This is a genomic window from Kribbella sp. NPDC051718 (assembly GCF_040681515.1).
In the GTDB taxonomy this organism is placed as follows: Bacteria; Actinomycetota; Actinomycetes; order Propionibacteriales; family Kribbellaceae; genus Kribbella.
The window spans coordinates 336,426-362,180 of record NZ_JBFAYZ010000005.1 but is presented as its reverse complement, the minus strand read 5'-3'; the positions used below and the strand labels follow the sequence as shown (position 1 = coordinate 362,180).

At 68.3% G+C, this 25,755-nt stretch carries 20 protein-coding genes; 7 read left to right on the top strand and 13 right to left on the bottom strand.

The genetic code is table 11. From position 1 onward, the window contains the following. Positions 1–248: 248 nt before the first annotated feature. Positions 249–2,333: a DNA topoisomerase IV subunit B gene (locus AB0M15_RS20995; RefSeq protein WP_363821292.1), complete on the top strand. Its 2,085-nt coding sequence runs from the start codon at positions 249–251 to the stop codon at positions 2,331–2,333. Between the two features lie 4 nt (positions 2,334–2,337). Here AB0M15_RS20995 and AB0M15_RS20990 read toward each other — a convergent pair whose 3' ends face one another. Together AB0M15_RS20990 and AB0M15_RS20985 are read right to left on the bottom strand one after the other, a co-directional pair. Continuing rightward, complete coding sequence (locus tag AB0M15_RS20990; RefSeq protein WP_363821290.1) at positions 2,338–3,342, bottom strand: hypothetical protein; 1,005 nt, start codon at positions 3,340–3,342, stop codon at positions 2,338–2,340. A gap of 7 nt (positions 3,343–3,349) precedes the next feature. Continuing rightward, positions 3,350–4,279 carry an alpha/beta hydrolase gene (locus tag AB0M15_RS20985; RefSeq protein WP_363821288.1) on the bottom strand — a complete coding sequence of 310 codons (930 nt, stop codon included), beginning with the start codon at positions 4,277–4,279 and terminating at the stop codon, positions 3,350–3,352. A 219-nt stretch (positions 4,280–4,498) separates the two neighbouring features. Between AB0M15_RS20985 and AB0M15_RS20980 the strand changes: the two genes are divergently transcribed. Further along, positions 4,499–5,623 (top strand): alpha/beta hydrolase, encoded by a 1,125-nt coding sequence (locus AB0M15_RS20980; protein WP_363821286.1) that lies wholly within the window; start codon positions 4,499–4,501, stop codon positions 5,621–5,623. Between the two features lie 201 nt (positions 5,624–5,824). After that, complete coding sequence (locus AB0M15_RS20975; protein ID WP_363821284.1) at positions 5,825–8,581, top strand: AAA family ATPase; 2,757 nt, start codon at positions 5,825–5,827, stop codon at positions 8,579–8,581. Here AB0M15_RS20975 and AB0M15_RS20970 read toward each other — a convergent pair. The 3 genes from AB0M15_RS20970 to AB0M15_RS20960 all read right to left on the bottom strand — a co-directional run bounded on the left by AB0M15_RS20970 (position 8,541) and on the right by AB0M15_RS20960 (position 10,893). After that, entirely contained in the window at positions 8,541–9,155 is a 615-nt protein-coding gene (locus AB0M15_RS20970) for a redoxin domain-containing protein (protein ID WP_363821280.1), read from the bottom strand. The two genes, AB0M15_RS20975 and AB0M15_RS20970, sit on opposite strands and share 41 nt — an antisense overlap. A 152-nt stretch (positions 9,156–9,307) precedes the next feature. Next, positions 9,308–10,285, bottom strand: a complete 978-nt coding sequence (locus AB0M15_RS20965; protein ID WP_363821275.1) for an alpha/beta hydrolase — start codon at positions 10,283–10,285, stop codon at positions 9,308–9,310. Next, the gene (locus tag AB0M15_RS20960; RefSeq protein WP_363821268.1) at positions 10,285–10,893 is read right to left on the bottom strand and encodes a TetR/AcrR family transcriptional regulator; all 609 of its coding nucleotides are present in this window, start codon (positions 10,891–10,893) and stop codon (positions 10,285–10,287) included. The genes AB0M15_RS20965 and AB0M15_RS20960 overlap by 1 nt, the downstream gene beginning before the upstream one ends. A gap of 67 nt (positions 10,894–10,960) precedes the next feature. Between AB0M15_RS20960 and AB0M15_RS20955 the strand changes: the two genes are divergently transcribed. From AB0M15_RS20955 to AB0M15_RS20945, 3 genes are read left to right on the top strand one after another with little or no spacing between them, the layout of a single operon-like run. Beyond that, positions 10,961–12,352, top strand: coding sequence for an MDR family MFS transporter (locus AB0M15_RS20955; RefSeq protein ID WP_363821260.1), 1,392 nt, complete (start codon positions 10,961–10,963; stop codon positions 12,350–12,352). A 4-nt stretch (positions 12,353–12,356) separates the two neighbouring features. Beyond that, the gene (locus AB0M15_RS20950; RefSeq protein WP_363821255.1) at positions 12,357–13,007 is read left to right on the top strand and encodes an HAD family hydrolase; all 651 of its coding nucleotides are present in this window, start codon (positions 12,357–12,359) and stop codon (positions 13,005–13,007) included. 41 nt (positions 13,008–13,048) lie between these two features. Beyond that, positions 13,049–13,507, top strand: coding sequence for a VOC family protein (locus AB0M15_RS20945; protein ID WP_363821250.1), 459 nt, complete (start codon positions 13,049–13,051; stop codon positions 13,505–13,507). On the opposite strand, the gene AB0M15_RS20940 is transcribed toward AB0M15_RS20945, so the two are convergent. Continuing rightward, the gene (locus tag AB0M15_RS20940) at positions 13,504–14,817 is read right to left on the bottom strand and encodes a hypothetical protein (RefSeq protein WP_363821243.1); all 1,314 of its coding nucleotides are present in this window, start codon (positions 14,815–14,817) and stop codon (positions 13,504–13,506) included. The two genes, AB0M15_RS20945 and AB0M15_RS20940, sit on opposite strands and share 4 nt — an antisense overlap. A 131-nt stretch (positions 14,818–14,948) precedes the next feature. Between AB0M15_RS20940 and AB0M15_RS20935 the strand changes: the two genes are divergently transcribed. Next, positions 14,949–15,710, top strand: coding sequence for a carbonic anhydrase (locus AB0M15_RS20935; protein WP_363821236.1), 762 nt, complete (start codon positions 14,949–14,951; stop codon positions 15,708–15,710). Here AB0M15_RS20935 and AB0M15_RS20930 read toward each other — a convergent pair. The 7 genes from AB0M15_RS20930 to AB0M15_RS20900 all read right to left on the bottom strand — a co-directional run bounded on the left by AB0M15_RS20930 (position 15,703) and on the right by AB0M15_RS20900 (position 25,514). Next, positions 15,703–16,701 (bottom strand): hypothetical protein, encoded by a 999-nt coding sequence (locus AB0M15_RS20930; RefSeq protein ID WP_363821233.1) that lies wholly within the window; start codon positions 16,699–16,701, stop codon positions 15,703–15,705. The genes AB0M15_RS20935 and AB0M15_RS20930 overlap by 8 nt on opposite strands. Positions 16,702–16,744: 43 nt before the next feature. After that, positions 16,745–19,114 (bottom strand): glycoside hydrolase domain-containing protein, encoded by a 2,370-nt coding sequence (locus AB0M15_RS20925; protein WP_363821228.1) that lies wholly within the window; start codon positions 19,112–19,114, stop codon positions 16,745–16,747. Positions 19,115–19,203: 89 nt separating this feature from the next. Then, complete coding sequence (locus AB0M15_RS20920; protein WP_363821223.1) at positions 19,204–19,710, bottom strand: carbonic anhydrase; 507 nt, start codon at positions 19,708–19,710, stop codon at positions 19,204–19,206. Continuing rightward, the gene (locus tag AB0M15_RS20915) at positions 19,707–20,642 is read right to left on the bottom strand and encodes a sucrase ferredoxin (protein WP_363821221.1); all 936 of its coding nucleotides are present in this window, start codon (positions 20,640–20,642) and stop codon (positions 19,707–19,709) included. The genes AB0M15_RS20920 and AB0M15_RS20915 overlap by 4 nt, the downstream gene beginning before the upstream one ends. A 45-nt stretch (positions 20,643–20,687) precedes the next feature. Next, entirely contained in the window at positions 20,688–22,355 is a 1,668-nt protein-coding gene (locus AB0M15_RS20910; protein ID WP_363821219.1) for an MFS transporter, read from the bottom strand. Then, positions 22,352–23,059, bottom strand: coding sequence for an LppX_LprAFG lipoprotein (locus AB0M15_RS20905; RefSeq protein WP_363821216.1), 708 nt, complete (start codon positions 23,057–23,059; stop codon positions 22,352–22,354). Before AB0M15_RS20905 ends, AB0M15_RS20910 begins: the two co-directional genes overlap by 4 nt. A gap of 4 nt (positions 23,060–23,063) precedes the next feature. Next, positions 23,064–25,514, bottom strand: coding sequence for a DNA topoisomerase IV subunit A (locus AB0M15_RS20900; protein ID WP_363821213.1), 2,451 nt, complete (start codon positions 25,512–25,514; stop codon positions 23,064–23,066). Positions 25,515–25,755: the final 241 nt, after the last annotated feature.

Sequence of the window (25,755 nt, the reverse complement as noted above, 5' to 3'; positions counted from 1 at the left end):
CGTCACTGGGTGCGCATGAGCGGAGTGTCGTAAAACACGTCGATCGAGTCCGGATCGATATCTGCTGTAACACCTTTCTGAGCCCACCGTATCTGGTGCTGGGTCAGTACCCACGCCAACGGCGCGATACACCAGCCGCCACCAGGTGACCCTCCCGGATTTTGGGGGCGCGGCTGCGTAGGCTGTTCACGTGCGACGGCTGACGGGCCGCGCACGCTGTTCTGCTGGTGAACCAGAGAAGGAGCCCTGTGGCCGCCCCGACGCCTCGCAGTACCGAGCTCGACCCGACGTACAACGCCCGCAACCTCTTGGTGCTCGAAGGCCTGGAGGCGGTCCGCAAGCGGCCGGGGATGTACATCGGCTCGACCGACAGTCGCGGCCTGATGCACTGCCTGTGGGAGATCATCGACAACGCCGTCGACGAGGCGCTGGCCGGTCACGGCGAGCGGATCGACGTCGTGCTGCACAACGACGGCTCGGTCGAGGTCCGCGACAAGGCCCGCGGCATCCCGGTCGACATCGAGCCGAAGACCAAGCTCAGCGGTGTCGAGGTGGTCTTCACCAAACTGCACGCCGGCGGCAAGTTCGGCGGCGGGTCGTACAACGCGTCCGGTGGTCTGCACGGTGTCGGCGCCTCCGTCGTGAACGCGCTGTCCGCGCGGCTCGACGTCGAGGTCGACCGCGGTGGGGTGACCTGGACCACCTCGTTCCGGCGTGGCGTCGCCGGCGAGTTCGACGGCGAGGGCGCGAACGCGGGCTTCACTCCGTCGGTCGGTCTGCGCAAGGCCGGCCGGGCGAAGAAGGGTTCGGTCGGCACCCGGATCCGGTACTGGGCGGACCGGCAGATCTTCACCAAGGACGCGACCTTCAACTACGACGAGCTGGTCACCCGGGCGCGGCAGACGTCGTTCCTGGTGCCCGGCCTCGAGCTGGTCGTCCGCGACGAGCGCAGTGACGAGCCGACCGAGGAGTCGTTCAAGCACGAGGGCGGGATCAGCGAGTTCTGCGAGTTCCTGGCCACCGACCAGCCGGTCACCGAGGTGGTCCGGCTGACCGGTACCGGCCACTTCACCGAGACCGTGCCGATGCTCGACGACGCCGGCCACATGACGCCGACCGACGTCGAGCGCGACCTCGAGGTCGACATCGCGGTCCGCTGGGGTGACGGCTACGAGACCGAGCTGCGGTCGTTCGTGAACATCGTGGCGACGCCGAAGGGCGGCACCCACGTGGCCGGCTTCGAGCGGGCGCTGCCGAAGGTGTTCACCAGCGCGCTGACCGGCACCCGGCTGCTGAAGAGCGGCGAGGAGCTGATCAAGGACGACGTGCTCGAGGGCATGACGTCGGTGGTGACGGTCCGGCTGTCCGAGCCGCAGTTCGACGGCCAGACCAAGGAAGTACTCGGTACTCCGGCCGCTTCGCGGATCGTCGCGAAGGTCGTGCAGACCGAGCTGGAGGCGTTTCTCGGGTCGACCAAGGGCGCGGCGAAGGCGCAGGCGCGCGCGGTGATGGAGAAGGTCGTCGCGGCCTCCCGGACCCGGGTCGCGGCCCGTCAGCACCGGGAGCTGCAGCGGCGCAAGACGGCGCTGGAGTCGTCGGCGCTGCCGGCCAAGCTGGCCGACTGCCGGAGCAACGACGTCGACCGGTCCGAGCTGTTCATCGTCGAGGGTGATTCGGCGCTCGGGACGGCGAAGCTGGCCCGGAGCTCGGAGTTCCAGGCACTGCTGCCGATCCGGGGCAAGATCCTGAACGTGCAGAAGGCCTCGGTCGGCGACATGCTGAAGAACACCGAGTGCGCCTCGATCATCCAGGTGGTCGGCGCCGGCTCGGGCCGCAGCTTCGACCTGGAGCAGGCGCGCTACGGCAAGATCATCTTCATGGCCGACGCCGACTCCGACGGCGCGCACATCCGCTGCCTGCTGGCCACACTGTTCTTCCGCTACATGCGCCCGCTGGTCGACGCGGGCCGGGTCTACACCGCCGTACCGCCGCTGCACCGCTTCGAGCTGACCAACCCGAAGAAGGGGCAGGACAAGTACATCTACACGTACTCCGACGCGGAGTACCAGCGGAAGTCGGCCGAGCTGATGAAGAAGGGCGTCAAGTGGAAAGAGCCCCCGCAGCGCTACAAGGGTCTCGGTGAGATGGACGCCGACCAGCTCGCGGAGACCACCATGGACCCCCGCCACCGCACCCTGCGCCGCATCACCGTCGACGACGGCGAAGCAGCCGCCGGCGTCTTCGACCTCCTGATGGGCAACGACGTCGCCCCCCGCAAGGAGTTCATCGTCCAAGGCGCCTACGAACTCGACGAAAACCGCATCGACGCCTAGTTGCTCACGTCGTCCGCCGGGCCCTGGTCCAGCGGACGACGTCGCGCAGGGTTCCTGCCACGATCGTGAGAATGACCGTGGTGGAGATGATCAGACCGGTCCAGCCGACGATCTTCCAGCCGGCGAAGTGCAGGCCGGCCGACCAGCGGACTCCCATGTTCGCGAGCACCGCCAACGGGAAAGTGAAGACCCAGTGCTGGGCGGTAAAGGGCAACCGCAGGTAGCCGGGAACGAAGAAGAGCTGGATCAGCAGCATGAAGACGGTGATGCCGCCGATCGCGGCCTGGACGTCGTCGATGCGGCCGGCCGCGAGAGCGAACCAGGCCAGGCTCGCTGTTCCCGCCGGTGAGAGCAGGATGGACAGTACCGGCTGGAACTGCGGCGGCAAGGGCGATCCGAAGAACAGCCGGCCGGTGATGACGGCTCCGAGCAGAAGCCAGAAGTAGACGCCGACACCGAACAGGGCCATCGCCCCCGTCCGGTCGTTCATTCGGGCCAGCGTGATGGCGGCGATGAACGGTCCGGCCGTCACCGGCAGGAAGTACCCGGGATGTAACGCATTTTGGTCGAACGGAGTGGCCAGCCAGTGCGCGACGAGCTGCGCGGCGTTGATCGCGAGCGCGGCGACGGCGGCGATGGTCAGCCACCGCGCGATGCCGCCGAGCAAGCTCGCGTGGTTGCCGATGAGCAGGAGCGCGATGACCGGGATGTACGCCGTCAGCGGTCCCAGCAGCGGATGTCGCAGATCCAGCCCGAAGCTGCTGGAGTCCTTCCTGATGGTGCCGACGACGTACACGACGGTGAAGACGGCCCAGACGACGGTGGCCGCGGCGTACACGACCTCGTGCGGCGCCCGCGGGGCGCCGAGTAACTGAGTTGCCGCGGCCCAGGCTCCGCCGAGGCCGGCCAGGCCGAGCGGGATCGAGAAGAGCGTGATGGGCAACGCCCATTCGCGCGGGCCGGTCCGTGCCGCCGCTGTCCCGGCCCCTGCCTCCGCCGTGGTCGTCATGGTGTCGTCAGCCCGCCAGGAAAGTCGTCAGTACCGCCAGCAGTTCCTCGGGCGCCTGCTCGGCGACCCAGTGGCCGGCGCTGGCGATGACAGCGCCCTGGACGTCGGTGGCGACCGGACGCATTCCGTCCGCGACGTGATCCGCCCAGCTGTCGGCCCCACCGATTGCCAGTACCGGCATCGGTAGCGGCTTCGTCGCCCGTTCCTTGTTCTGCGCCATGGTGGTGTCCCAGGCGCGGTAGAACCCGAAGCAGCCGCGCAGCGACTCGGGGTTGGTGAAGCCCTGGACGTAGTAGTCGATCGTCGCGTCAGGCAGAGGCTTGCCGCCCTGGATGGCGAACTCGTAGCCGAAGAAGATGTGCTCCTTGCCCTCGACGAGCTGTTCGGCCACCTTGCCCGCGCGGTTGAAGGGAATGTGCCAGACCTTGTCGTTCAGCGGACCCGGGACGAACAGCGGCGGAGCAGGAGTCGCGCCGGGCGGGCCGGGGATCTCTGCGACGGCGAGTCGGGTCACCCGGTCGGGGTTGTCGGCAGCCAGGGCGTAGGCGGCCACCACGCCGGTGTCGTGTCCGACCACCGAGAAGCGTTCGTGCCCGAGCGCGTTCATCAACGCGATCAGGTCGCCGGCCAGTGTGCCCGCGTCATAGCCGTCGTCGGGTTTGCCGGTCAGGCCTAGTCCTCGCTGGTCGACTGCGATCACCGTGTGGTTCTCGGCCAGCGCCGGCATCACGAAGCGCCAGGCGTACCAGTTCTCCGGCCAGCCGTGGATCAGCAGCACGGCGGGACCGTTGCCTCCGACAACTGCATGCTGACGGAGTCCGGCCGTCTCCACGAACCGGCTGCTGAACGTCTCGGCGAACCTGAGCGGGAGCTCAGGCGCCTGGGCGACGGAACCAGGGCCGTCGGCAACAGGGAACTGCTCGAGATCTACGGGCATGGCAAGTCCTTTCCACAGCGGTGCGGGGGAGGTCGGCGCTGATCCGGCCGACGATCTCCATGCTCGCGCCGATGCGGCGTACGGGGACCAGGGAGAGTCCCTGGTCCGCCCGGCGGGCCGCTGACCAGGGACTTTGACCGGTGGGCGATCGACGTCGGCCGGATCAGGCTGGTGAGGTGCTCGGCCACAGTCGGTGGTCGCCAGACAAGGAGAACGGTCATGAACAGTTCACCGCACGAGCCGGAACCGGCCGGCAACGCTATTGCTGATCCGGCCGGCCACGACGCCGGCCGAGGGTTGTCGCGGCGTACGTTCGCCGGAGCGGGTGCGGCCGCCGGAGCTGCACTGGTCGGGGGTTGGGCGTCGCCGGCCGAAGCGCGGACGCTCGGTCGGATCTCCGACGACTTCGGTAATGTCGCCACGGCTCCGCGGCTGCCGGCCGGGTTCGCGCGGGTCTTCAAGAGCCGGTTCGTCAGCGCCAACGGGATCCGCCAGCACGTCGTGATCGGGGGCGAGGGGCCGCCCCTGCTGCTGGTCCACGGCTGGCCGGAGAACTGGTACACGTGGCGCTTCCTGATGCCGGCGCTGGCCAAGAACTACACGGTGATCGCGGTCGACCAACGCGGTCTCGGGCTCAGCGAGAAGACCCGCACGGGGTACGACGCGGGAACGCTTGCCGCCGATCTCGCAGCCTTGATGACAGCACTCGGTCATCCACGGTTCGCGGTGGTCGGGCACGACACCGGCATGGTGATCAGCTACGCCCTGGCCGCCGACCATCGAGACCGGGTGGAGCGCCTGGCGGTCGCCGAGGTTCCCGGTCCGCCCGGCGTGGGCGAGGCGCCGTCGTACTTCATCTTCGCCGGGGCGAACAACAAGCTGTGGCACATCGCGTTCAACCGCGTCGACGACGAACTCGTCGTCGATATGGTCGGCAGCAACGCCGACGCGTACTACCGCTACGAGTTCTCCATCCAGGGCGGTGGCGCGACCCTGCCGGACTACGCGATCAGGTACTACGTCAGCCTCTACACCCGCAATCGGGACGCCCTGCGCGCCAGCTTCGGGCACTACCGAGCCTGGGACGCCACCGTCGAACAGAACGCGGTGCGCAAGGACACCAAGCTGACCATCCCGGTACTCGGCATCGGCGGCATCAACAGCTGGGGCGGACTGGTCGCGAAGGACATGGAGCCCGCGGTCGTCGACATCACGCCTGCAGTCATTCCTGGCGCCGGGCACTGGGTCGCCGAGCAAGCGCCCGCGGCAACCCTCGCTGCACTGACCACCTTCCTGGCGCCGTACCACGCCTCGGCCTCCCGCCGGCTGCGCTCGCCTCGGTGAGGGCAGCCGCTGCCACGAGGGGTCGTGACTGTTCCCCTGCGGCCGCCCAAGACCTACGCTGGCGTTGCTTCAACATCCGCCCCGGAATGATGAACGTCCGGTAGCGCTGTCACTGGGGATGGTCAGGGCATCCCCGTGGGAGCGACATGGATCGAGTGCAGACGGTTTCGCCACGCAGAAGACGGATCCAGGAGGGCCGCCATGTCCAGGGCGGCCACTGACCCTGCTCCCCGGCTACTCGGACGGCAGAGCGAGTGTGCGGTCCTGGACCAGCTGGTGGCCGATGTACTCGCCGGCGGGAGCCGGGTCCTGGTACTGCGTGGCGACGCCGGCGTGGGCAAGACCGCCTTGCTGGCCTATCTGTCCGGACGGGTCGCCGGTTGGAGGGTCGCGACGGTCACCGGCGTGGAGTCGGAGATGGAGGTGGCCTACAGCGGCCTCCACCAGTTGTGTGCTCCGCTGCTGGATCACCTCGAACGCTTGCCCGAACCGCAGCGCGATGCGCTCGCCACAGTGTTCGGATTGAGCGCCGGGCCCGTACCTGATCGGCTCATGGTCGGCCTCGCGACGCTCAGCCTGGTAGCGGAGGCCGCCGAGAAGCACCCGCTGATCTGCATCGTCGAGGACTCGCAGTGGCTGGACCGGTCGTCCGTTCAGGTCTTCGGATTCGTCGCTCGCCGGCTTCTCGCCGAGCGGGTCGCCTTCGTTTGTGCCGCGCGGACCGGGGTCGAGGACGACGTTTTCGACGGACTGCGCTCGCTGCAGATCACCGGACTCGAAGACGCCGACGCCCGGACGCTACTGCTGGGCACGATGCACGGGCCGCTCGACGTGGCCGTCAGCGACCAGATCATCGTCGAAAGCCATGGCAATCCGCTCGCCCTCCTGGAACTCCCGCGCACCTGGACTCCCGCGGATCTGGCCGGCGGATTCGGGCTGCCCGACAGCCACGCGGTGGCCGGCAAGATCGAGCGAAGCTATCGCAGGCGTCTTCTCAGCCTCTCGCCGGAGACCCGGCTGCTGGTGCTCACCGCTGCCGCCGAGCCACTTGGCGATGCCGAACTCCTTCGCAGGGCCGCCGCGACGCTCGGCCTCGAGATGTCCGTCGCGGCACCGGCGATGGACGACAGGCTGCTCCAGATTCACAATCGGGTGGAGTTCGCCCACCCCCTGATCAGATCCGCGAGCTACCGAGCCGCCACGGTTGACGATCGCCACCGGGTTCATCGTGCGCTCGCCCAGGCCACCGACGCCAAGGCCGATCCTGATCGTCACGCCTGGCATCGCGCACTCGCGACGGCGGAACCCGACGAAGAGGTGGCGGCCGAGCTGGAACGCTCGGCCGGGCGGGCCCAAGCCAGGGGCGGTCTGGTGGCAGCGGCGGCTTTCCTGACCCGGGCAACAGACCTCTCGCCCGATCTGGCGACCCGCGCCCGGTTGGCGCTGGCCGCCGCCTTCGCCAACGTCCAGACCGGCGCCTTCGAGATCGCCCGCCGTCTGCTCGCCACTGCCGCAGCCGGGCCGGCCGATCCGGCGCACCACGCCCAGATCGACCTGGTCGGGGCGTTGCTCGCCTTTGCTTCCAGACGTGGCAGCAAGGCGACTCCACTCCTGCTCGCGGCCGCGCGACGCCTCGAACCAGTCGACCCGCAGCTAGCTCGACAGACCTACCTGGACGCCTTCTCGGCTGCGCAGTTCGCAGCCCGCCTCAACGGTGGAGTGAGCATCGTCGATGTAGCTCGGGCCGCCCGGCCTGTTGCGCTCCGCGCGGACCAGGCGCCGACCCCAGGGGACTTGCTGCTGGACGCCTTCATCGCGCTGACCGACGACTACGTCGGCGCGATCCCGTCCTGCCGGATGGCGTTGCGCAGGCTCCGCACCGAAGAGACCGCGAGCCAGGAAAGACTGCGCTGGCTGTGGCAGGGCTGCGTACTGGCACTCGAAGTGTGGGACGACGAGAGCGCCTATGCGCTGTCACACCAGCATCTCCACGCGGCCAGGAGGACCGGTGCCCTGAGCGAGCTTCCGCTCGCGCTCGGTTCGCGAACGCCGGTCCTGGTGTTCTGCGGCGAGTTGACGGCCGCCGCCGCTCTGGTCGAGGAGGCGCAATCCGTCCGGGACGCGATGGGCATCGATGAGGCGCCGTACGGCGCGTTGATCGTCGCCGCGTGGCGTGGACAGGTCGCCGAGAGCAGTGAGCTGATCGAGATCACGCTGCGCGAGGCGGCCGCGCGCGGCGAGGGGGTCGGCGTCGCGATCAGCGAGTACGCCCTCGCCGTCCTCTGCAACGGCATCGGCCGGTACGACGAGGCGCTGGCGGCCGCCCGGCGCGCTTGTGAGGATCCGCAGGAGATGGTCGCTCACAACTGGGGACTGACGGAGCTGGTCGAGTCGGCCACGCGGACCGGGCGGCCGGAGCTGGCCGAGGAGGCCGCCGAGCGCCTTTCCACCAAGGCGCTGGCCAGTGGCACCGACTGGGCGCTCGGAATGGCGGCCCGGGCTCGGGCGCTGGTGACCGAAGGCGATGAAGCAGAACGCTGGTTCCGCGAGGCCGTCCTGCATTTGAGCCAGGCCCAGGTCCGGGCGGAGCTGGCTCGGGCGCACCTGCTCTACGGGGAGTGGCTTCGTCGGTCGAACCGGCGAGCCGATGCGCGCGGTCAGTTGACCATCGGCCACGCCATGTTCAGTTCGATGGGGATGGGTGGATTCGCCGAGCGCGCCCGCCGGGAACTTACCGTCGCGGGCGCGACGGTACCGAAACACACGACGGAGGCGCGGCACGAGCTCACCGCCCAGGAAGCGCAGATCGCGCGGCTGGCGCGAGACGGCCTGTCGAATCCCGAGATCGGCGCTCAGCTGTTCATCAGCGCGCGCACGGTGGAGTGGCATCTGCGCAAAGTGTTCAGCAAGCTGGGGATCAGCTCTCGCCGCCAGCTTCGGGGGAGCGTGATTCGCTAGCCGCCCGTCGCGCGGCCCATCTGTCGAACGGGAACCGGTCGCCCGCTGTCCAGGAGGCTCGTAGACCTGGTGCACCAAGGTCCCAGTCAGGGCGGATCTCCTGGGTCACCGCGCGCAGGTCGAGCCACAGATCGTCGGCGGTGGGACGGCCCCAGAGCCAGTAGCCGTTGTAGATGGCGTGAATGACCAGCCCCGGTTTGAGGACGAAGGTGTACGGGACCATTGGGTCGTTGTCGGGGTCGGTGTAGTCCTGGATGTCCAGATCCAGCTGGACCGTTCGTCCCGGGTCCGACAGAAACGTCCATCGAGCGTCGACCGCGGCCCGAAACTCCTGCAGCAACGGGGCTGCGTCGGTCGAGATCGTCACCATCCGGGCACACCCCGCCGCCAGCTTCGACTGGAACGCCGCCAACTCGAGGTGATGCTGGTACTCCTCGGGACAGCGGTGACCACGAGACAGCACAACGATCAGTGGATCCCGGCCCTGGAGCTCACTGAGCGTCCGACCCCGGCCGGCATGATCCACCAACGCGCAGTCGGGGAAGGCGCCACCCGGAGTGATGTCACAACGCATGAACAACCGCCTCCCACCTGGCGCCTCGCCGGCGGACCCGCGACCGCTCCGGTTTCTCTACTCACTGTGCTCGCCCCGGCCACACCCCGCACCCGGCACACACCCTGGCCAACTCCCTGGTCATCACCTACTGCGAACCATCACCGGCCGGGCTATTCACCGCGGTGGGTGGTGTTGAGCCAGGTGGTGACGGCTGCGTAGGCGGCTGCTCTGGGGGTGGGTTGGCTGAGGAAGACGTCGTGGCGGGTGTTGGGGATGACGACGACTGTTGTCTGGGGGCCCAGGTGGGGGGCCCAGCGGGCGATCTGCTTGACGTCGAGAACCAGGTCGGCTTGGTCTGAGGCTTCGGTGTACGACTTGGCGAAGTGGGTTTTGTCGGAGTGCAGGACGAGGGTGGGCACTCCGGTGTCCAGGCCTTGGTGGACCTTGCGGTGGCCTCGGCGGACGGCGTTGAGCCAGCCGACGGTGACGGGGAAACCGAGCAGCGGCTTGAGGACGGTGTCGAAGTCCCACGCGCCGGTGCCGGAGACGTGGATTGAGTTTCCGTAGATGCCGCCGACAGGGGCGGGGAGGACCCGCTTCGGGATGACGCGGGCTAGCGGGATCAGGGCCCAGGTGATCGGGCCGCGGAGCATCGCGCTGCCTTGCTGGTCCAGCCAAGGGCTGTTGAGTACGACCGAGTCGATGGGGGCCGGGCGGCCGTTGCGGCGTCGGCGGTCCAGCCAGAGCGGGACGATGAGGCCACCGGTCGAGTGGGCGACGACGGTGATCGGCAGTCCGGGGTGTGCCTGGGTGACCAGCTCGATGCTTTGGTCGAGCTCAGCGTCGTACAGGGCGAGGTCGGAGACGTAGTGGGCCATCTGGCCGGGGCGGCGGGCTCGGCCGCACTTGCGAAGGTCCAGAGCGTAGAAAGCGGTGCCCCGGTCGGTGAAGAAGTCGGCGAGTCCGGTCTGGAAGAAGTAGTCGGCGAACCCGTGGACGTAGAGCACCACGCGGTCGGGCTCTGCGGAAGCAGTCCGCCGTACCAGGGTTGCTTCGGCCTCGCCTTCGCCATCCGGGTCGGGACCGAGGGCGATGGTGTGCTGCTGGTAATCGTCGCCGAGCACATCAGGCTTCCAGGTGGGAGTCATCAGGATCTTTCTCGCTCGATGGACTGGACGAGGGGGAGGAAGATCTCGTCCACGATCTCCAGGATCACATCGTCCGGGACCGGTTTGAGGGTCATCAGGGCTTCGTGGCGGTAGAGGTCGAAGGGTAGGGATCGGATCCGCGGGGTGAGGCGGGCGGGGTCCAGTTCGCCGCGTGCGGCCGCGCGGGCCAGAATCACGTCGGTGCCGGTCGCCCTGTGCTCGAAGGCGTTCTCGCGCAGATCGGCCGGGCTCGTGCCGGTCTCCTGGAAGTACGGGCCGAGGTAGTACGTGAGCAGCACCGTGAAGCCTGCCCGGTGCTGGTTGGCGAAGTGCATGAGCTCGATCAGGTCGGTGCGCAGCGAGCCCGTGTCCGGGGGGAGCGGCAGGTCGCGCAGCATCCTGTGGTCGACGGCGGCGCGGACCAGGTCGGCCTTGGTCGGCCAGCGGCGGTAGATGACCGGCCGGCTCGTGCCCGCGCGGTGAGCCACGGCGTCGATGGTCAGCGCGGCGTACCCGGTCTCCAGGAGTTCGTCCCAGGCCGCGGCCAGCAGGGCGTCCTCGAGTTCGGCGCCACGGCGGCGGCGTACCGGCTCGCTCTCAAGATCCACTTGCGTATCTTATCCGATCGACCTACCGTGGCGATAAGAAACGTTCATGTATCTAATGGGGGCTTCAGTGTCCGAGCAAACTGCCACCGGTATCGATCCACAGCTCAAGAAGCTGGCGATCGCCCTCGTCACGGGCGTGATGGCGGTCATCCTCGACACCACGATCGTCAGCGTCGGGCTGCATGATCTCGGCGCCGCGCTCGGCGCGTCGGTGTCGACTCTGCAGTGGGTCAGTACGGCGTACCTGATCGCGATGTTCGTCACGATGCCGATCACCGGCTGGGCGCAGAGCCGCTTGGGCAGCAAGCGATTGTGGCTGGTCTCGCTGAGCGTCTTCACCATCGGCTCGCTCCTGTGCGCGCTGTCCTGGGACGTGACGAGCTTGATCGCGTTCCGTGCCCTGCAAGGCATCGGGGGTGGCGTGATGCTGCCGCTGATGTCCACGATCCTGATGCAGGCGGCGAAGGGCCGGAACCTCGGGCGCTTGATGGCAGCCGTCAGCTTGCCGGCCGCGGTCGGCCCGATCCTCGGCCCGGTGGTCGGCGGCATCATCCTGCACTACGTCAGCTGGCACTGGATGTTCCTGGTCAACCTCCCGCTCGGCATCGCCGGCCTGCTGCTCGCGATCCGGCTGTTCCCAGCAGGCGAACCCGATCGGCGGGTGCGGCTGGACGTCGTCGGGCTGTTGCTGGTCTCGCCCGGCGTGGTCGGCGTGATCTACGGCCTCAGCAAGGTCGGCGAGAACGGCGGCTTCGGCCATAGCGAAGTACTGGTCCCGATGATCGCCGGACTCGCTCTGCTGGCTGCGTTCTTGTGGTGGGCGGCCCGGCGTGGCGAGCAGGCTCTCATCGACTTGCAACTCTTCCGCCATCGCGCGCTCGCCATCTCGACCGCGCTGCTGTTCCTCACCGGTATCGCCCTGTACGGCGCGATGCTGCTCCTCCCGCTGTACTGGCAACAGATCCGGGGCGAAGACGCATTGGGCGCCGGTCTCCTGCTCGTGCCACAAGGCATCGGCGCGCTGGCCTCCCGCTCGCTGGCCGGCCGACTGACCGACAAGATCGGCGGACGCTGGGTCGCGGTCACCGGCTTCGTGGTGATGACGATCGCGACCGTTCCGTTCGCCTTCGCGTCGGAAGGTACGAACACCTGGTTCCTGATGGTGGTCCTGCTGGTCCGGGGCCTTGGTCTGGGAGCAGTCATCATCCCGTTGATGACCGGCGCGTACGTCGGTCTCGAACACCACGAGATGCCGGACGCCAGCATCATCACCCGGATCGCCCAGCAGGTCGGTGGCTCGTTCGGTACGGCCGTGCTGGCCGTCATCCTCACGACTGCGGCCACCAGTTCGGCCAAGCTCTCCGACGCCTATGGCACAGCCTTTTGGTGGGCCACCGGCTTCACGGCCGCCGCCGCGTTACTCTCCCTGCTCCTCCCGAAACAGAGTGTGAAACCCTGAGCGGGTGCCCCGCCTCGCCTGCTTCGACCTGGACAACACGCTGATCGATCGGGATCGAGCCTTCCGCGACTGGGTCGATTGGTGGGTCCAGCGCGAAGGGCTCGGGCCGGAAGCGGTGGACTGGCTACACGAGCACGACGGCGGTGGGTACCGTCCACGCGAAGAACTGTTCGCGGGGGTGAAGGAGCGGTTCGGGCTCGACGCCGACATCACCGCGCTGGTCGACGCGTACGACCGGGAGTACCCGGTGTTCGCCTCGATCGACCCTGCCGTGGTGCCAGGGCTGGCCTCACTCCGTACTGCGGGATGGCGCGTCGCCGTGATCACCAACGGCGGGGTGGCCCAGCAGTCGATCAAGCTGGAGCGGACCGGGATCGCGGCCGTCGTCGACTACTGCTGCATCTCCGAGGCGGTCGGAGTACGGAAGCCCGATCCGCGGATCTTCAAGATCGCCGCAGCCCAGACCGGCGCGACGCTCGCCGACGGCTGGATGGTGGGGGATCACCCGGCGTACGACATCGCCGGTGGGATCGCGGCCGGGTTGTCCACGATCCTGATCGGCAACCATCATCCGGCGGCCGCTACGCCGGATGAGGTGCCCACGCACCACCTCGCGTCGGTGCTGCAGGCGTTCCCGGTGATTCTCGCGTCCTGAGCCGTGGTCTTCGGCAGCCCGGCTGGTACAGGATGTCCGCCATGAGCTACCTGCCGCCGCACGGGCGTGTGCTGACGCCGTACTTGTGTTGTCGCGATGCCGCGAAGGCCATCGACTGGTACGGCGAAGTGTTCGGCGCGCTGCCGACCGAGACGCCGTTCGTCGGCGCTGACGGGCGGATCGGCCATGCTGAGTTGGAGATCGACGGGACCGCCTTCATGCTGTCCGACAGCTACCCCGAAGCCGGTGTCGAGGCGCCCGCCACGGACAGCCTGCCGACCTATGCACTGAACCTGTACGTGCCGGATGTCGACGCCACCGTCGCGGCTGCCGAGAAGGCCGGCGCGGTGATCGAGAAGCCGCTGGCGGACACCTTCTTCGGAGCTCGGTCCGCCACCTTGCGCGATCCTTTCGGCATCCGCTGGTCGGTGGCCACCCACCTTCGCGACGTCGGGCAGGAGGCCCTGGACGCCGCGAAGGCGAGTTTTGCCGGGAGTTAGCCGAGGGCTGCCCGGAGTACCGCGTGGGCGCCTGCGACGATATCGTCGCGGTTGGCTTCGTACGTCGGGTCTGTGATCGCCGTCGTGTTGGCGACGTCGAACTTGAGCACCGGTACGTGCAGATGTCCGGCCGGCATCGACGGATCGCGGAAGTCGCGCTGGAGGGTGTTGCGGTAGGCGACCTCGTTGCTGAGGTACCCGCCGCCGGCGCCCTCGGAGGCGATGGAGCCCGGGGTCGGGCCGTCAGGGCGGCGCACCGGGAGGGTCTCGCCGGCAGGGATCTCGAGGACCGAGGTGTTCACCCGCGTCCGGAACTGGGCCGGCACCGTCGCGCCCGCCATCCGGGCGAGCGGCAGGCTCGAGGTGAGCCACTCCGGCCCCGCCGGCATGCTCGGTGAGACGACCGGCGCGTTGATCGTGCCGCCACCCCAGAGGTTGTTGTTGTCGCCGATCGAGCTGACCGAGCGGCGGCGTCCGTTGAACGCCTCCAGATCGAAGATCCCGACCCGGCCCTGGCTCATCGTCACGACGAGATCCGCGTGCTGAGGACCGCCACGGTAGTGCGGGGCGAGCGCGTTCTCGACCATGCTCTCGTCGAAGTCGGTGTAGCGGACCGGGAAGACGACGGTCTGGATCTCGTACGTCTTGCCGTTCACCTTCCAGCGCTGACCGTCCAGGGTGAGCGCGTTCGCACCGGACGGGTTGCCGATCCGGATGTCCGCGTCGAGCGTGAACGGATCGAACCCGGTGACCAGGATCTTCTGTACGCCGGGGGAGAACCGCGTGCTGGTGATCCCGCGCGACGAGTACTCGAGGCTGCGGATCAGCTCTGCGCGCTCCGCCGTACCGAGGCTGAAGTGGTCTGGCTGCCACTGGCGCAGCGCGAGCGCCATCGAGATGCGGGCCCAGTACAGGCCGCGGTCATCGGTTGCGGGCAAGGCAGGTGCAGCCTGCGGGTGTTGGGCCCGGTGGGTGGCAGTGCGCCACAGCACCTCACCCTGCACGCGCACGAGAGCGCTCGCCGCGGCACGGTTCGGCACCGCACACAGCAGCTTGCTGAACAAGGCCACCTGGCGATCGAATCCGGACCGGGCCAGGATCTCGGCCGGTACCGAGGGGCCACCGGCGACACCACGGCCGAGACGCTGCTCCTCGACGGTCCCGGCGGTACCGGAGTCGAAGCAGGTCGGCTTGAGGGTCTGGTCGGCCACCGGGGCCGCGGTGGCGACCGGGGTGGCGGTCAGGGCGGTGGTGAGGGCCAGCGCGCCGAGCAGGACGAGGCGGGGAAGAGAGCTTGGGCGGAGTCTCATACGTGATGTCTATCAGATTCCGGGAGCGAGACCGAGAGATCCGAACAGGTTTGGCTATGGCAGACAGTATGCAAAGCACTACCGTCTGAGGTGGCGTCGCCCAACGCCGTGTGTCCTGTGAGGAGCATTCCGTGACCGAAACTGCCCCGAACCGCCGAAGATTCCTGCTGGCAGCCGGTACGACGCTTGGCGCCGCCGCCCTGACCGCGTGCGCCGCCAACGACCAAGGCGCCAAGACCAATTCGCCCCAAACCCCAGCCGCCGCAGCGCCCGCGGGAGGTGGTGGACCGGCTGTCGAGCCACCGATCACGACCGGAGAGCAGGCCCTGCAACGACTCCAGGAAGGCAACGCCCGGTTCGTCTCCAACCAGGCCGGGCACGCCGACGAAGGCACCGAGCGACGAGTCGCGGTGAGCCAGGCCCAGCACCCGTTCGCGACGGTCCTCGGTTGCGTCGACTCGCGCGTCCCGATCGAGCTGGTCTTCGACCGGGGCCTCGGCGATCTCGTCGTCGTGCGCAGCGCCGGCGAAGTACTCGATCGGTCGGTCACCGGCAGCCTGGAGTTCGGGGTCGCCGAGTTGGGCACACCGCTTCTGCTGGTGCTCGGCCATCAACGCTGCGGCGCCGTCGACGCGACCATCAAGGCCCTGGACGCCAAGCTCCCGGAAGCCGAAGGCGACATCGACTACCTCGTCGAGGCACTCCGCCCGGCTGTCCAGCAGGTCGCCGGTCGTTCCGGCGACCGCCTCACCAACGCCATCCACGCCAACGTGGACCTGGTGCTCGCCCAACTCCTCAGGTCGACTGTCATCGGACCACTGGAGAAGTCGGGCGAGCTCAAGCTGGCCGGTGCCTACTACGAACTCGACACCGGCAAGGTCGTCATCAGCTGACTGGACCGAACCGCGCCCTGGTCGCCACCGAGTACACGTCGTCCATCCGGGTGAGCGACTCCTGGGTGGTGAGGCGCTGCGCGTCCCTGCCCGCTTTCGGCGGCAGGAAGTCGACCAGCGGCGGCTCCACCCAGTCGAGCGCCCCCTTCAACTTGCGGGCGACCGTGGTGCAGGTCAACGTGATCCGCATGCCGGCCGGGATCGCAGCCGGCGCGGTCCAGGTGGCGACGGGGCGGCCGACGACCGACGTACGCCGGGGAAGGCCGTTCACCTTGTGACCGAGTGAATCGCTCGCCGCGCTGACCGCGACCGATCCGAAGACGACACCATCGAGGGTGACGCGAATCCGCGAACCGGCGGGGATCGCGCCCGGGCCTACGGAGTAGACGGTGACCGTTGCCGGGTACCAGGCGTAGTACTGGTCGCTCCAAGCCGCCTGCAGCCAGCCGGCCCCGAGCTGGACTCCCCAGGGCAGTCCTGCCTTCACGGCTGGCTTGCTGAGGGTCTGGGCAGTGACGGCGCCGCCGGGCTCAGAGACCTTGACGGTGGTCGGCAGTGGATCGGTGATCAGGTCGGCTGGGTAGCGGTCGCGTACGAGTCCACCAGCGCGAACTGTGTAGCTACCGGCCGGCAACTGGGGGAGTTGCAGCGAGACCTGTCCAGCAGTCGCGGCGGCGCGCACCGGGATGACCCGGTCACCGCTCACCAGGACAGCAGTAGGCGCCGCCGAGTAGATGCGCTCGTCGTACCTGATGGTCACAACGGCCCCGGCAGCGAAGGCGCCGACCCTGAGCAACGCCCCAAGCTCAGCGGGCATCTGTACAGCTGAACCGTCGGTGCCATGAACAAGCCGAGCCGCCGACTGCGGGCTAAGTCCAGGCCCCGCAGCCGCCGCGGGCGTCGGCTCAAGCACAGGAACAGCAAGCGCTGCAGTACCGGCCAATGCGCCGGCCAGGACTGTCCGGCGCTGGAGTCCGTCGGTGGAGGTCATCGGCAACAGCCTTCCGCGAGAGTCATCGAGTAGGAGGTCATGGTCACGCCTGTGCCGCCAACATCCGCGCGAACACCTGTGCACAGATCCGCGCTTCTTCGGCATTGGGCAGCGACTCGGCACCGGCAGCCTTCAGCAGGAGGAAATCCGTGACCGGGAAGTTGCCCCCGCCGAGGTCGATGCCGTCGGCCACCTTGCTGAAGGCGGCGATCACGTTGGCCTCCGACCGATCGAAGCGATCGGCGTAGAACTTGGCGACCCGGGCGCGGGAGTTGAGCTTCAGCACCTCGCGCGATGCCGCGGACATCCCCTGGCTGTGTTCGAGGATCGGGCGGCCGATCAGGTAGGCGTCACAGTCGGCGACGACGTCCGCCCACTCGAATCCACCGGCGCCCTTCGGGACACCGATCCGCGCCGTCAGATACTGCGCCAGGTCGAGCCCTGGATCCGTCTTCCGGTCCCGGTCGTACGATCCCCAGACCTGCAGCAGATCCAGTGGCCAGCCGCCCAGGTCGCCGTAGCTGTAGTCGTCCTTGGCGGCGGAGATACCCCAATTGGTGTATCCGCGCAGGGTCGCTGCGAAGTGCTCGAAGTCGCGGGTCGTGGATGGCTTGTTCGGGCTGAGCCGGCCCAGCTCCGCTTCGCAGGCGGCCCGGGCGAGCCCCTCGAGACCGTCGTCGAGGGTCGCGGTGTAGACCGGCCAGAGCGCGCCGCCCCAGTACCGCGGCTTCTGCAGCCAGTGCGCGATGTAGTCGTGGATCCGGTAACTGAACGGTTTGAGGTCCTGCCCGGGTGTGCTGCCTTCGATCAGCGCGCGCTCGCAGGCGACCTCTGCTCGGCAGATCCACTCGAAGAAGGCGTCGAAGCCGGTCGGGCTGTCGGAGCCGTCCTGCTCGATCGGTGGTGAGACGACGAAGGTGAGGTTGACCGGCGTGGCCCGGTTCGAGACGACGTCCTTGTCGATGCCGAACGGGCTACTGCCGGGGAACTGGTTGTCGATCTCGACGATCTGGTTGTAGTGCCACTTGGCCGGCATCGGGAAGCCCATGTTGCCGGAGAAGCCGGTGGACATCCCGGCGACGAAGGCGGCCTCGGCCAGGTCCAGCTCGTCGATGATGATCGAGCAGACGTTCCGGGTGCCGTAGACACCGACCCGGAGGTTCATGCTGAGTGAGGTCGCGAACGCGTCCTTGATCCCTCGGAAGTAGTCGGCTACCGGTCCGTGGATCGTTTCGCCCAGCGCGTCGAAGTCGACCGAGAAGAACACCAGGCTGTTGCTCGGCAGGCCGAGCGTGCGGCAGCGCTCGAGTGCCTCGACGCCGTGGATGTGGCCGTTCTCCCACGTCATCGCCGAGGGCGAGTCGTTGAAGCGCTGGTGGATCGGCAGCAGGGTGAGGCCGGCCGCGCGCAGTCCGTCGAGTTCGCCCGCCGTGATGAACTTGCCGGCGCCCACGGTGTAGCGCCCGACCGTGGTGTAGCCGGCCTGGACGGCTCCCACAGCTTCGGACGGCGTCAGCTGGTGGTTGGTGTCGAAGCCCCTGGTAGCGATCGAGGTATCGCCGGAGGAGACGAGTAGCGCGCACCAGGTGCTGTAGTCGCCGGCGGAGGTGACCGGCAGTTCCATGAACGACTGGAAGCTGCGGGTGTGCTCGGCGGTGGCGTTGTCGAAGGTGCCGTTGAAGGGGCTGTCGTACCGATTGAACCGCAGGCTGGCCTGATACAGCCGGACGAACCGCTTGGCTCCGTCGGTGGCACCCGGGTTCACGGTCGCCTTCGTCCGGATGCCTTCCCGCGTGCCCGGTCCGAAGTTGCCGTTGGCAACACCGTCGGCCATACCGATCTCGTACTGCAGTCCGTACAGCATCGCGGTCTGCACCGCGCGGCCGTAGATCCCGTCGCAGGGCACGATCGCGAAGTCGGCGCGATTGATGTACGTCCCGTTCAGCCAGCGCTGGACGTCGCGCACCGAGGCGCTGCCCGGGCCGAGCTTGATGTAGGCGTCCATCGTCAGCAACGACGCCATCAGCTTCACATCGACGTACGGGTTCGCGTCACCGAGACCGATGTCGTCACGGACCCAGCCGACCGACTGGGCCAGCGGCCCCCAGCTGACCGTCGTGCCGGGCAGGCCCGGATAGCCCTTGCACCACAGCGCGGCGCTGAGCAGCCGCAGGATGTTCTCGCGGGTCGTACCGCCGTCGATCCGGCCGATCTGGGACTTGAACAGCGCGGTGGTCGTCGGCCCGAACCCGGACGTGACCGGCGAGATGCCGAGCTCGTGCTGCAACCCGCGGGTCAGCCCGAACATCGTCGGCCAGCCGGTCTGTCCGTCCTGGTCCAGGGTCACCCACCCGTCGACGCCGCCGTAGGTCTGGTTGAGCCATTGCTGCGCCGCTAGAACCTGGGAATCCACCTATGCACCTTTCCAGCTGGGAAGTCGACAGACTGTAACCAGCTGGTCCGGATGCGTGGGAGGCGTTTCGAGCCAGGTCTAAGTGTTGGTCAGGTGATCTGCTCGAGCAGGCCGGTGTCGACGTCGTACATGAAGCCGCCGACCAGGATGTCGTCGCCGATCAGCGGGTGCTCGCGGACCGCGGCGACGTCGTGCCGCAGCGCCTCGAGCTGGTCGGGGATGACGTTGAGGGGGAGGTACCCGGCCGGTTTGCCGGCGGCCAGCTCGACCTTGGCGCGCATCTCGTCCTCGGTCATCGACGCCATCGCGCAGCGGGTGTGCGGGACGACCATGATCCGCTTCACGCCGAGCAGCTGGACGCCGAGCACCAGGCCGGTCAGGGTCAGCTCGGTCACCCGGGCGCCGGCGCTGCGCAGGACCTTCATGTCGCCCGGCTTGAGGCCGAGCAGCTCCAGCGGCGGGATCCGGGAGTCCATACAGGTGACGAAACCGATGCCCGCGTGGGCGATCCCGTCGAAACCGCTGTACTGGAAGTTCTTGCTGTACTCCGCGTTGGCGGCCAGCAGATCGTCGAAGTCGCCGGGGGTGGCGCTCATCGGGTGGCTCCGGGGGTGATGCTCGCGGCACGCAAAATCGACATGGCGAAGGGTTCCTTTCCGCAGGACTCCGGGCGGGGTGGATCGGCGGACTCGCTGATCACCTCGACGGACCACAGCCGGCCGTCGCGGTGCCTGACCGTCACGGTCTCCAGGTCTTCCGCCACGACGTCCAGGACGTCGAGTCCGGCCTCGCCGATGAGGTCGCGGACGGTGATCTCGGCGAGCTGGCCGCGCTTGGTCCAGGTGGACCGGCCACGCAGCTTCTCGAGGACGGTCTCACCACGGTCGGCCGCGGTGAGAATGGCTCCGGCCGTCTCCACGTCGAGCTGGCCGTACATCATCCCTGCGGGCAGCAGAGTAGCGGTCGGTGCGAACCGGTGCCCGCCCAGGTGGGTCGACTCCCACACCCGCCCGGGTGCCTGGGCGGCGAGTGCATTGACGATCGGCCGGCCGAGCAGTGCGCAGCATTCGTCGCGCTTGCCGTTGGTGCAGACCAGCAGGATCGATTCGTTGACCGGGGCAAGCTCTGGCAGTGAGCGCATCGCTGCCTCCCGGTCGCCACGGCTGACGGCGAGGAGGTCCAGCGCGGTCAGCGTCGCCGGGTCGCAGACACTGCCGCCGAGCAGCCAGGTCCGGCCCGGCACCGTGCTGGCGACATACACCTGGTGTGAGCGCGGTACTGCGTCCGCGTGCTTGCCGGGGGAGCGGATCAACCCGAACCGCAGGTCGGCCTTCTTCGCATCCGCATCGATCTTGGCGCCGAACTCGGGATCGAGATGGCTCTGCGTCGGCGCCTTCTTGCCCCACGGACCCGGTTGTTCGACGACCAGCCAGCCGGTGGCGACGACTGCCGTACCGGGCATCGGCTCCCGCAGGTCACGACAGAACGTCGAGCACAGGCCCGGTCTGCCGCTGACTGTTCCGCTCACAAGCATCACGGTACGCGAGCGGACACCGTGTCCCCATGACCACCGTCACCTGTGGACAGCGCCGCGCCGCCCGAGCAGGAGAACCGCCAACACCGCGGCCGCGAACGCGCAGACGGCCGCTCCGGCGAAGATCGTGTGAACTTGTGAAATGGCGGCGTCCTGCAGTGCGTCGATGAACGGACGGCAGGCGGTCGGCGCCTTGCCCGGGCACAGCTCGTTCGGTGCCGGCAGGTCGTCGACGATCGTGTAGTAGCGGCGCAGCCCGAGGGCGGTCAGGGCCGAGACGCCGATCAGCATGCCGATCATCCGGGCGACCACGACCAGGGCACTGACGAGTCCGTGGCTGTCCGGCCGGGTGGCGCCGAGGATCGCGGTGTTGACCGGCGACAGGGCGAGCCCGAAGCCGAAGCCGCAGACGAGCAGCGCGATGGTGGCCGGTGCGTGCTTGAGCGCGTCCTTCTCCCAGAAGGCCATCAGGACGAACATCACACCGGCCAGGCCTAGTCCTGCGCCGGTGATCAGGCCGAGTCCGTAGCGACGGGTCAGCCAGCCGCCGACCACCGCGCCGATGGGCAAGGCGATCAGGAAGCGCAACAGGACGAGGGCGGCCGCGAGTTGGCCGCCGCTCTGCGTAGTACGGGCGAAGACGGGGACGTCGACCAGTGCTGCGATCAGGGCTGCTCCGACCAGGAAGCTGACCACCAGGGATCCCCAGGCCGGCTTGGCGGCGAGCAGGCCCGGCGGGACGATCGCTAGTGCGCTGCGCCGCTGCCACACCGCGAAGAGCCCGGCGAAGACCGCAGCGGCGACCAGTAGCCAAGGCCCGGCCGGTGCCATGACCTCACGCTCAGGATCCGCGGTTGCGAAGGCCAGTACGACGCCCGCCAACGCACAGGCGAGCAGGAGTGCGCCCAGCAGGTCCACCTGCTTCACCAAGGTCGCGAGACTCGCACGCGCCTTGAAGAGAATCAGGCCGAGCCACAGGACAAGCAGGACGAGCGAGACGACACCTATCGGCGTAAGCAGCCGGGAGTCGCCGCTGAAGGGCACGAACGGAATGCCAAGCGTGATGCCGGTGGCTAGTCGCTCTGGTGCCGTGAGCGTGAGCCCGAGCGCTATGCAGGCCAGTAACCCCACTGCGGCCGACAGAGGTGGTCGCTGGAGCCCGCGGAGGAGCAGAGCAAGGATGACGGCGACTGTGAGGTTGAGCCAGAAGATGTAGCGCCAGTCGGCGATAGCGAGCACAGCGGCACCCAATAGTGGGCCCAGGACCGAGCCGAGCTCCTGGACCGCTCCCACGATGCCTAGTGGGAGTCCACGCTTCTCTGAAGGCCAGAGGTCGGCGACCAAGGCAAGCGTCGCCGGTACGAGACCACCGCCTCCGACGCCTTGCAGGAACCGGCCGGTGACCACCAACGACAAGTCGTAGGCGCTAGCCGTGATGAGCGAGCCCACCGCGAAGAGGAGCAGCGCGCCGACCAGTACCGGCGTGCGGCCGACCACATCGGCGATGCGGCCGATCAGGGGGAGCACTGCGATGTAGCCGAGCAGGAAGCCGGACACGATCGGGGCGGCCCGCTGCAGTTCATCCGCAGACAGGCCGACCCCGGACATCATGTCGGGCAGCGCCAGTACGACGACGTAGGTGTCCGCCGCCGCGAAGGCGACCGCGACCGACGCGAGCGTCAGCCGCGCCCTGGGGCTGGCGGTCACGGCTTGCTGATCTCGACCTGCTCGCCGTACTTGTCCAGTGTCACGTCATAGCTGCTGGTGGCGCCGTCGTAGTACGGGCCGGTGATCGTCGCCGACACCAGTTGCTTGGTGTCCTTGTCGATCTTGAAGGTGCTCGGGAAGTCCTGGTCGGCCGGTGCCTTCGGGAAGATGCCCTGCAGCGTCTTGCCCTCGACGGAGCCGGTGACCTCGGTCAGCACCTTCGAGCCGTCCCGGGTCTCGCCCTTGATCTTGGCGTCCTTCAGCGTCGGCAGCACCGACGTCAGGCCCTTGGCCGGGTCGAGCAGGATGGCCGGGTCGGGCGCGCCCAGTCCGGCCAGCTGCGACGGCGGCAGCTCCAGGAACTTCGAGGTGAACGGCAGCTTCGCGTAGACCTTGCTGCCGACCGCGACGACCTCCGCGTCGATCGGCGAACCGGCGGCCCGAACCGTCAGCTTGCCCTTGAACGCGGGAGCGTGGGTGGCGACGCCGTCACCGCTGGCCAGCACCTGCCCGGAGCTCGGCAGGTCCCGGCCGGTGATCACGAGGTGCACGCTGGCGGCCTCGTCGATCGTCTTCTTGACCTCGGTCAGCAGCGCGACCGGGTCGTCCCCGGTCTTGGCCGCGGCGTCGTCCTTCTTGTCGCTGCAGCCGGCCAGCGACACCGTCAGGACGAGTGCCGCGCCGAACGCGACGAGTTTCTTCATGGGATCAGCCTGCCAGGTCTGCGGCAACCGCCGCGATCGGCTGAGCCACCGGTACGCCGGAACCGTCGCGGCGGGGGTCCAGCGGGGGAAGGTCGACCGGGGCGCCGCTGTTGGCGCTGGCCTTGACCGGGGCCGCTCCGGCGAAGGCGAGCAGCAGCCCGTCCTCACCCTTCAGCAGCCGATGGCACCGGACACCGCCGGTCGCGCGGCCCTTGCCCGGGTACTCACTGAAGGGCGTGACCTTGACCTGGCCGACCTCGGTGCCCGGGAGCGCCGACGACGAGCCGGAGATCGTGACCAGGACCGACTCCCTGGCCGGGTCGACGGCGCCGAAGTACACGACCTTCTGGCCGGCTGCCAACCGGATGCCGGCCATACCGCCTGCGGTCCGGCCTTGCGGACGTACCGCGGAAGCGCTGTAGTGCAGCAGTTGTGCGTCGCTGGAGACGAAGACGAGCTCTTCCTCACCCGTGGTCAGCTCGACCGCGCCGACGACCTCGTCGCCGTCGTTGAGCCGGATGATCTCCCACGAGTCGCGGTTGCTCAGGTGATCCGGGGTGACCCGCTTGACCACACCGGTCGCCGTGCCGAGGGCGACCCCGACCGAGTCCGGATCCATCGTGGTGAGGGCCAGCGCCTTCTCACCCGCTTCGAGCGAGATGAACTCGGCGACCGGCGCACCGCCCTGCAGGTTGGGCGCGGACGCGGTCGTCGGGATGCCCGGCAGGTCGAGCGACTCGAGCCGGATCAACCGTCCGGCGCTGGTGACCAACCCGTACTGCCCCCGCGCGGTGCTCTTGATCGCGGAGACGATCGCGTCGTGCTTGGCGCGGCCGTCATCGGTGCCGAACGGCTCGACGCCGTTGGTCCGGGCGAGCAGCCCGGTGGAGCTGAGCAGCACCCAGCACGGGTCGTCGGTCACCTCGAGCGGCACGGCGGCGGTCTTGGTCGCGCCGGACGACTCCAGCAGGACCGTACGCCGCGGGGTGCCGTAGGTCTTGGCGACGTCGGCGAGCTCCTCGGAAACGGTCTTCTTGAGCAGCGTCTCGTCGTCCAGGATCGCCGACAGCTTCTCGATCTCGCGCTCGAGCTCGCCCTTCTCGGTCTCCAGTTCGAGCTTGGAGAACTTGGTCAGCCGGCGCAGCGGCATGTCCAGGATGTAGTTGGTCTGCACCTCGGACAGGTCGTAGATGTCCATCAAGCGAGTCCGCGCGGCGGCCGCGTCGTCGCTGGTCCGGATGATCTGGATGACCTCGTCGATGTCCAGGATCGCGACCAGCAGGCCGTCGACGATGTGCAGCCGGTCCTGCGCCTTCTTGCGGCGGAACTCGGTGCGCCGGCGGGTCACGTCGTACCGGTGGCCGAGGTAGACCTCGAGCAGTTCCTTCAGGCCGAGCGTGCGCGGCTGGCCGTCGACCAGGCAGACGGCGTTGATGGAGAACGAGTCCTCCAGCGGTGTCATCTTGTAGAGCTGTTCGAGCAGCGCCTCGGGCACGAAGCCGTTCTTGACCTCGATCACCAGTTGGGTGCCGTGCGCCCGGTCGGTCAGGTCCTTGACGTCGGCGATGCCCTGCAGCTTCTTGGCCTGGACCAGCGTCTTGATCTTCTCGATCACCTTCTCCGGGCCGACCGTGTAGGGCAGCTCGGTGACCACGATGCCCTTGCGCCGCGGGGTGACGTTCTCGATCCGGGCGGTGGCGCGCATCTTGAAGCTGCCGCGGCCGGTCAGGTAGGCGTCCTTGATGCCTTCCAGGCCGACGATCTTGCCGCCGGTCGGCAGGTCCGGGCCGGGGATGAAGCGCATCAGGTCGTCGACGTCGGCGCCCGGCGTCTTGATCAGGTGCCGCAGCGCCTGGATCACCTCGACCAGGTTGTGCGGGGCCATGTTGGTGGCCATCCCGACCGCGATCCCGGCGGCGCCGTTGACCAGCAGGTTCGGGAAGGCGGCCGGGAGTACGGACGGCTCTTCCTCGCGGCCGTCGTAGTTCGGCTTGAAGTCGATGACGTTCTCGTCCAGGCCGTTGGTCATCGCCACGGCCGAGGGAGCCATCCGGCACTCCGTGTACCGCATCGCGGCCGGGCCGTCGTCGAGCGAGCCGAAGTTTCCGTGGCCGTCGATCAGCGGCAGCCGCATCGACCACGGCTGCGCGGTCCGGACCAGCGCGTCGTAGATCGCGCCGTCGCCATGGGGGTGGTACTTACCCATGACCTCGCCGACGACGCGGGCGCTCTTCACGTGACCACGGTCGGGCCGGATGTTGTTCTCGGCCATCGAGAACAGGATCCGGCGCTGGACCGGCTTCAGTCCGTCGCGGGCGTCCGGCAGGGCCCGGGAGTAGATCACCGAGTAGGCGTACTCCAGGAAGCTGCTGCGCATCTCGTCGGAGACGTCGACATCGAGGATGTGCTCCTCGAAGTCCTCGGGTTCGGCGGTGCTGCTGGTACGGCGTGCCATGCGGGTCTGCGTGCTCCTCAATGACAGCAACTCGGCGCGAGCTGCTTGGCGGCTGGGGGCCATTGTCACCGGCGGGGGTGCCCGATCCCAGCACCGACCCGGCCATCGGTCGATTCAGTCGCCCGATTCGGTCGCTCAGCGTACGCCGTACCGGATGATCCGGGCGCTACGACCAGATCGTGGTTGCTTTGTCAATCACTTAGATGGGAATCGTAGTGATCCTGCTCTAGACCACTTCGGT

What these genes read in the sequence shown, in the direction of transcription:
- AB0M15_RS20930 (WP_363821233.1), bottom strand. Translation starts at nt 16,701, where the DNA reads ATGACCTCCACCGACGGACTCCAGCGCCGGACAGTCCTGGCCGGCGCA.
- AB0M15_RS20920 (WP_363821223.1), bottom strand. Translation starts at nt 19,710, where the DNA reads ATGAGCGCCACCCCCGGCGACTTCGACGATCTGCTGGCCGCCAACGCG.
- AB0M15_RS20940 (WP_363821243.1), bottom strand. Translation starts at nt 14,817, where the DNA reads ATGAGACTCCGCCCAAGCTCTCTTCCCCGCCTCGTCCTGCTCGGCGCG.
- AB0M15_RS20905 (WP_363821216.1), bottom strand. Translation starts at nt 23,059, where the DNA reads ATGAAGAAACTCGTCGCGTTCGGCGCGGCACTCGTCCTGACGGTGTCG.
- AB0M15_RS20965 (WP_363821275.1), bottom strand. Translation starts at nt 10,285, where the DNA reads ATGACTCCCACCTGGAAGCCTGATGTGCTCGGCGACGATTACCAGCAG.
- AB0M15_RS20970 (WP_363821280.1), bottom strand. Translation starts at nt 9,155, where the DNA reads ATGCGTTGTGACATCACTCCGGGTGGCGCCTTCCCCGACTGCGCGTTG.
- AB0M15_RS20980 (WP_363821286.1), top strand. Translation starts at nt 4,499, where the DNA reads ATGAACAGTTCACCGCACGAGCCGGAACCGGCCGGCAACGCTATTGCT.
- AB0M15_RS20945 (WP_363821250.1), top strand. Translation starts at nt 13,049, where the DNA reads ATGAGCTACCTGCCGCCGCACGGGCGTGTGCTGACGCCGTACTTGTGT.
- AB0M15_RS20985 (WP_363821288.1), bottom strand. Translation starts at nt 4,279, where the DNA reads ATGCCCGTAGATCTCGAGCAGTTCCCTGTTGCCGACGGCCCTGGTTCC.
- AB0M15_RS20990 (WP_363821290.1), bottom strand. Translation starts at nt 3,342, where the DNA reads ATGACGACCACGGCGGAGGCAGGGGCCGGGACAGCGGCGGCACGGACC.
- AB0M15_RS20975 (WP_363821284.1), top strand. Translation starts at nt 5,825, where the DNA reads ATGTCCAGGGCGGCCACTGACCCTGCTCCCCGGCTACTCGGACGGCAG.
- AB0M15_RS20900 (WP_363821213.1), bottom strand. Translation starts at nt 25,514, where the DNA reads ATGGCACGCCGTACCAGCAGCACCGCCGAACCCGAGGACTTCGAGGAG.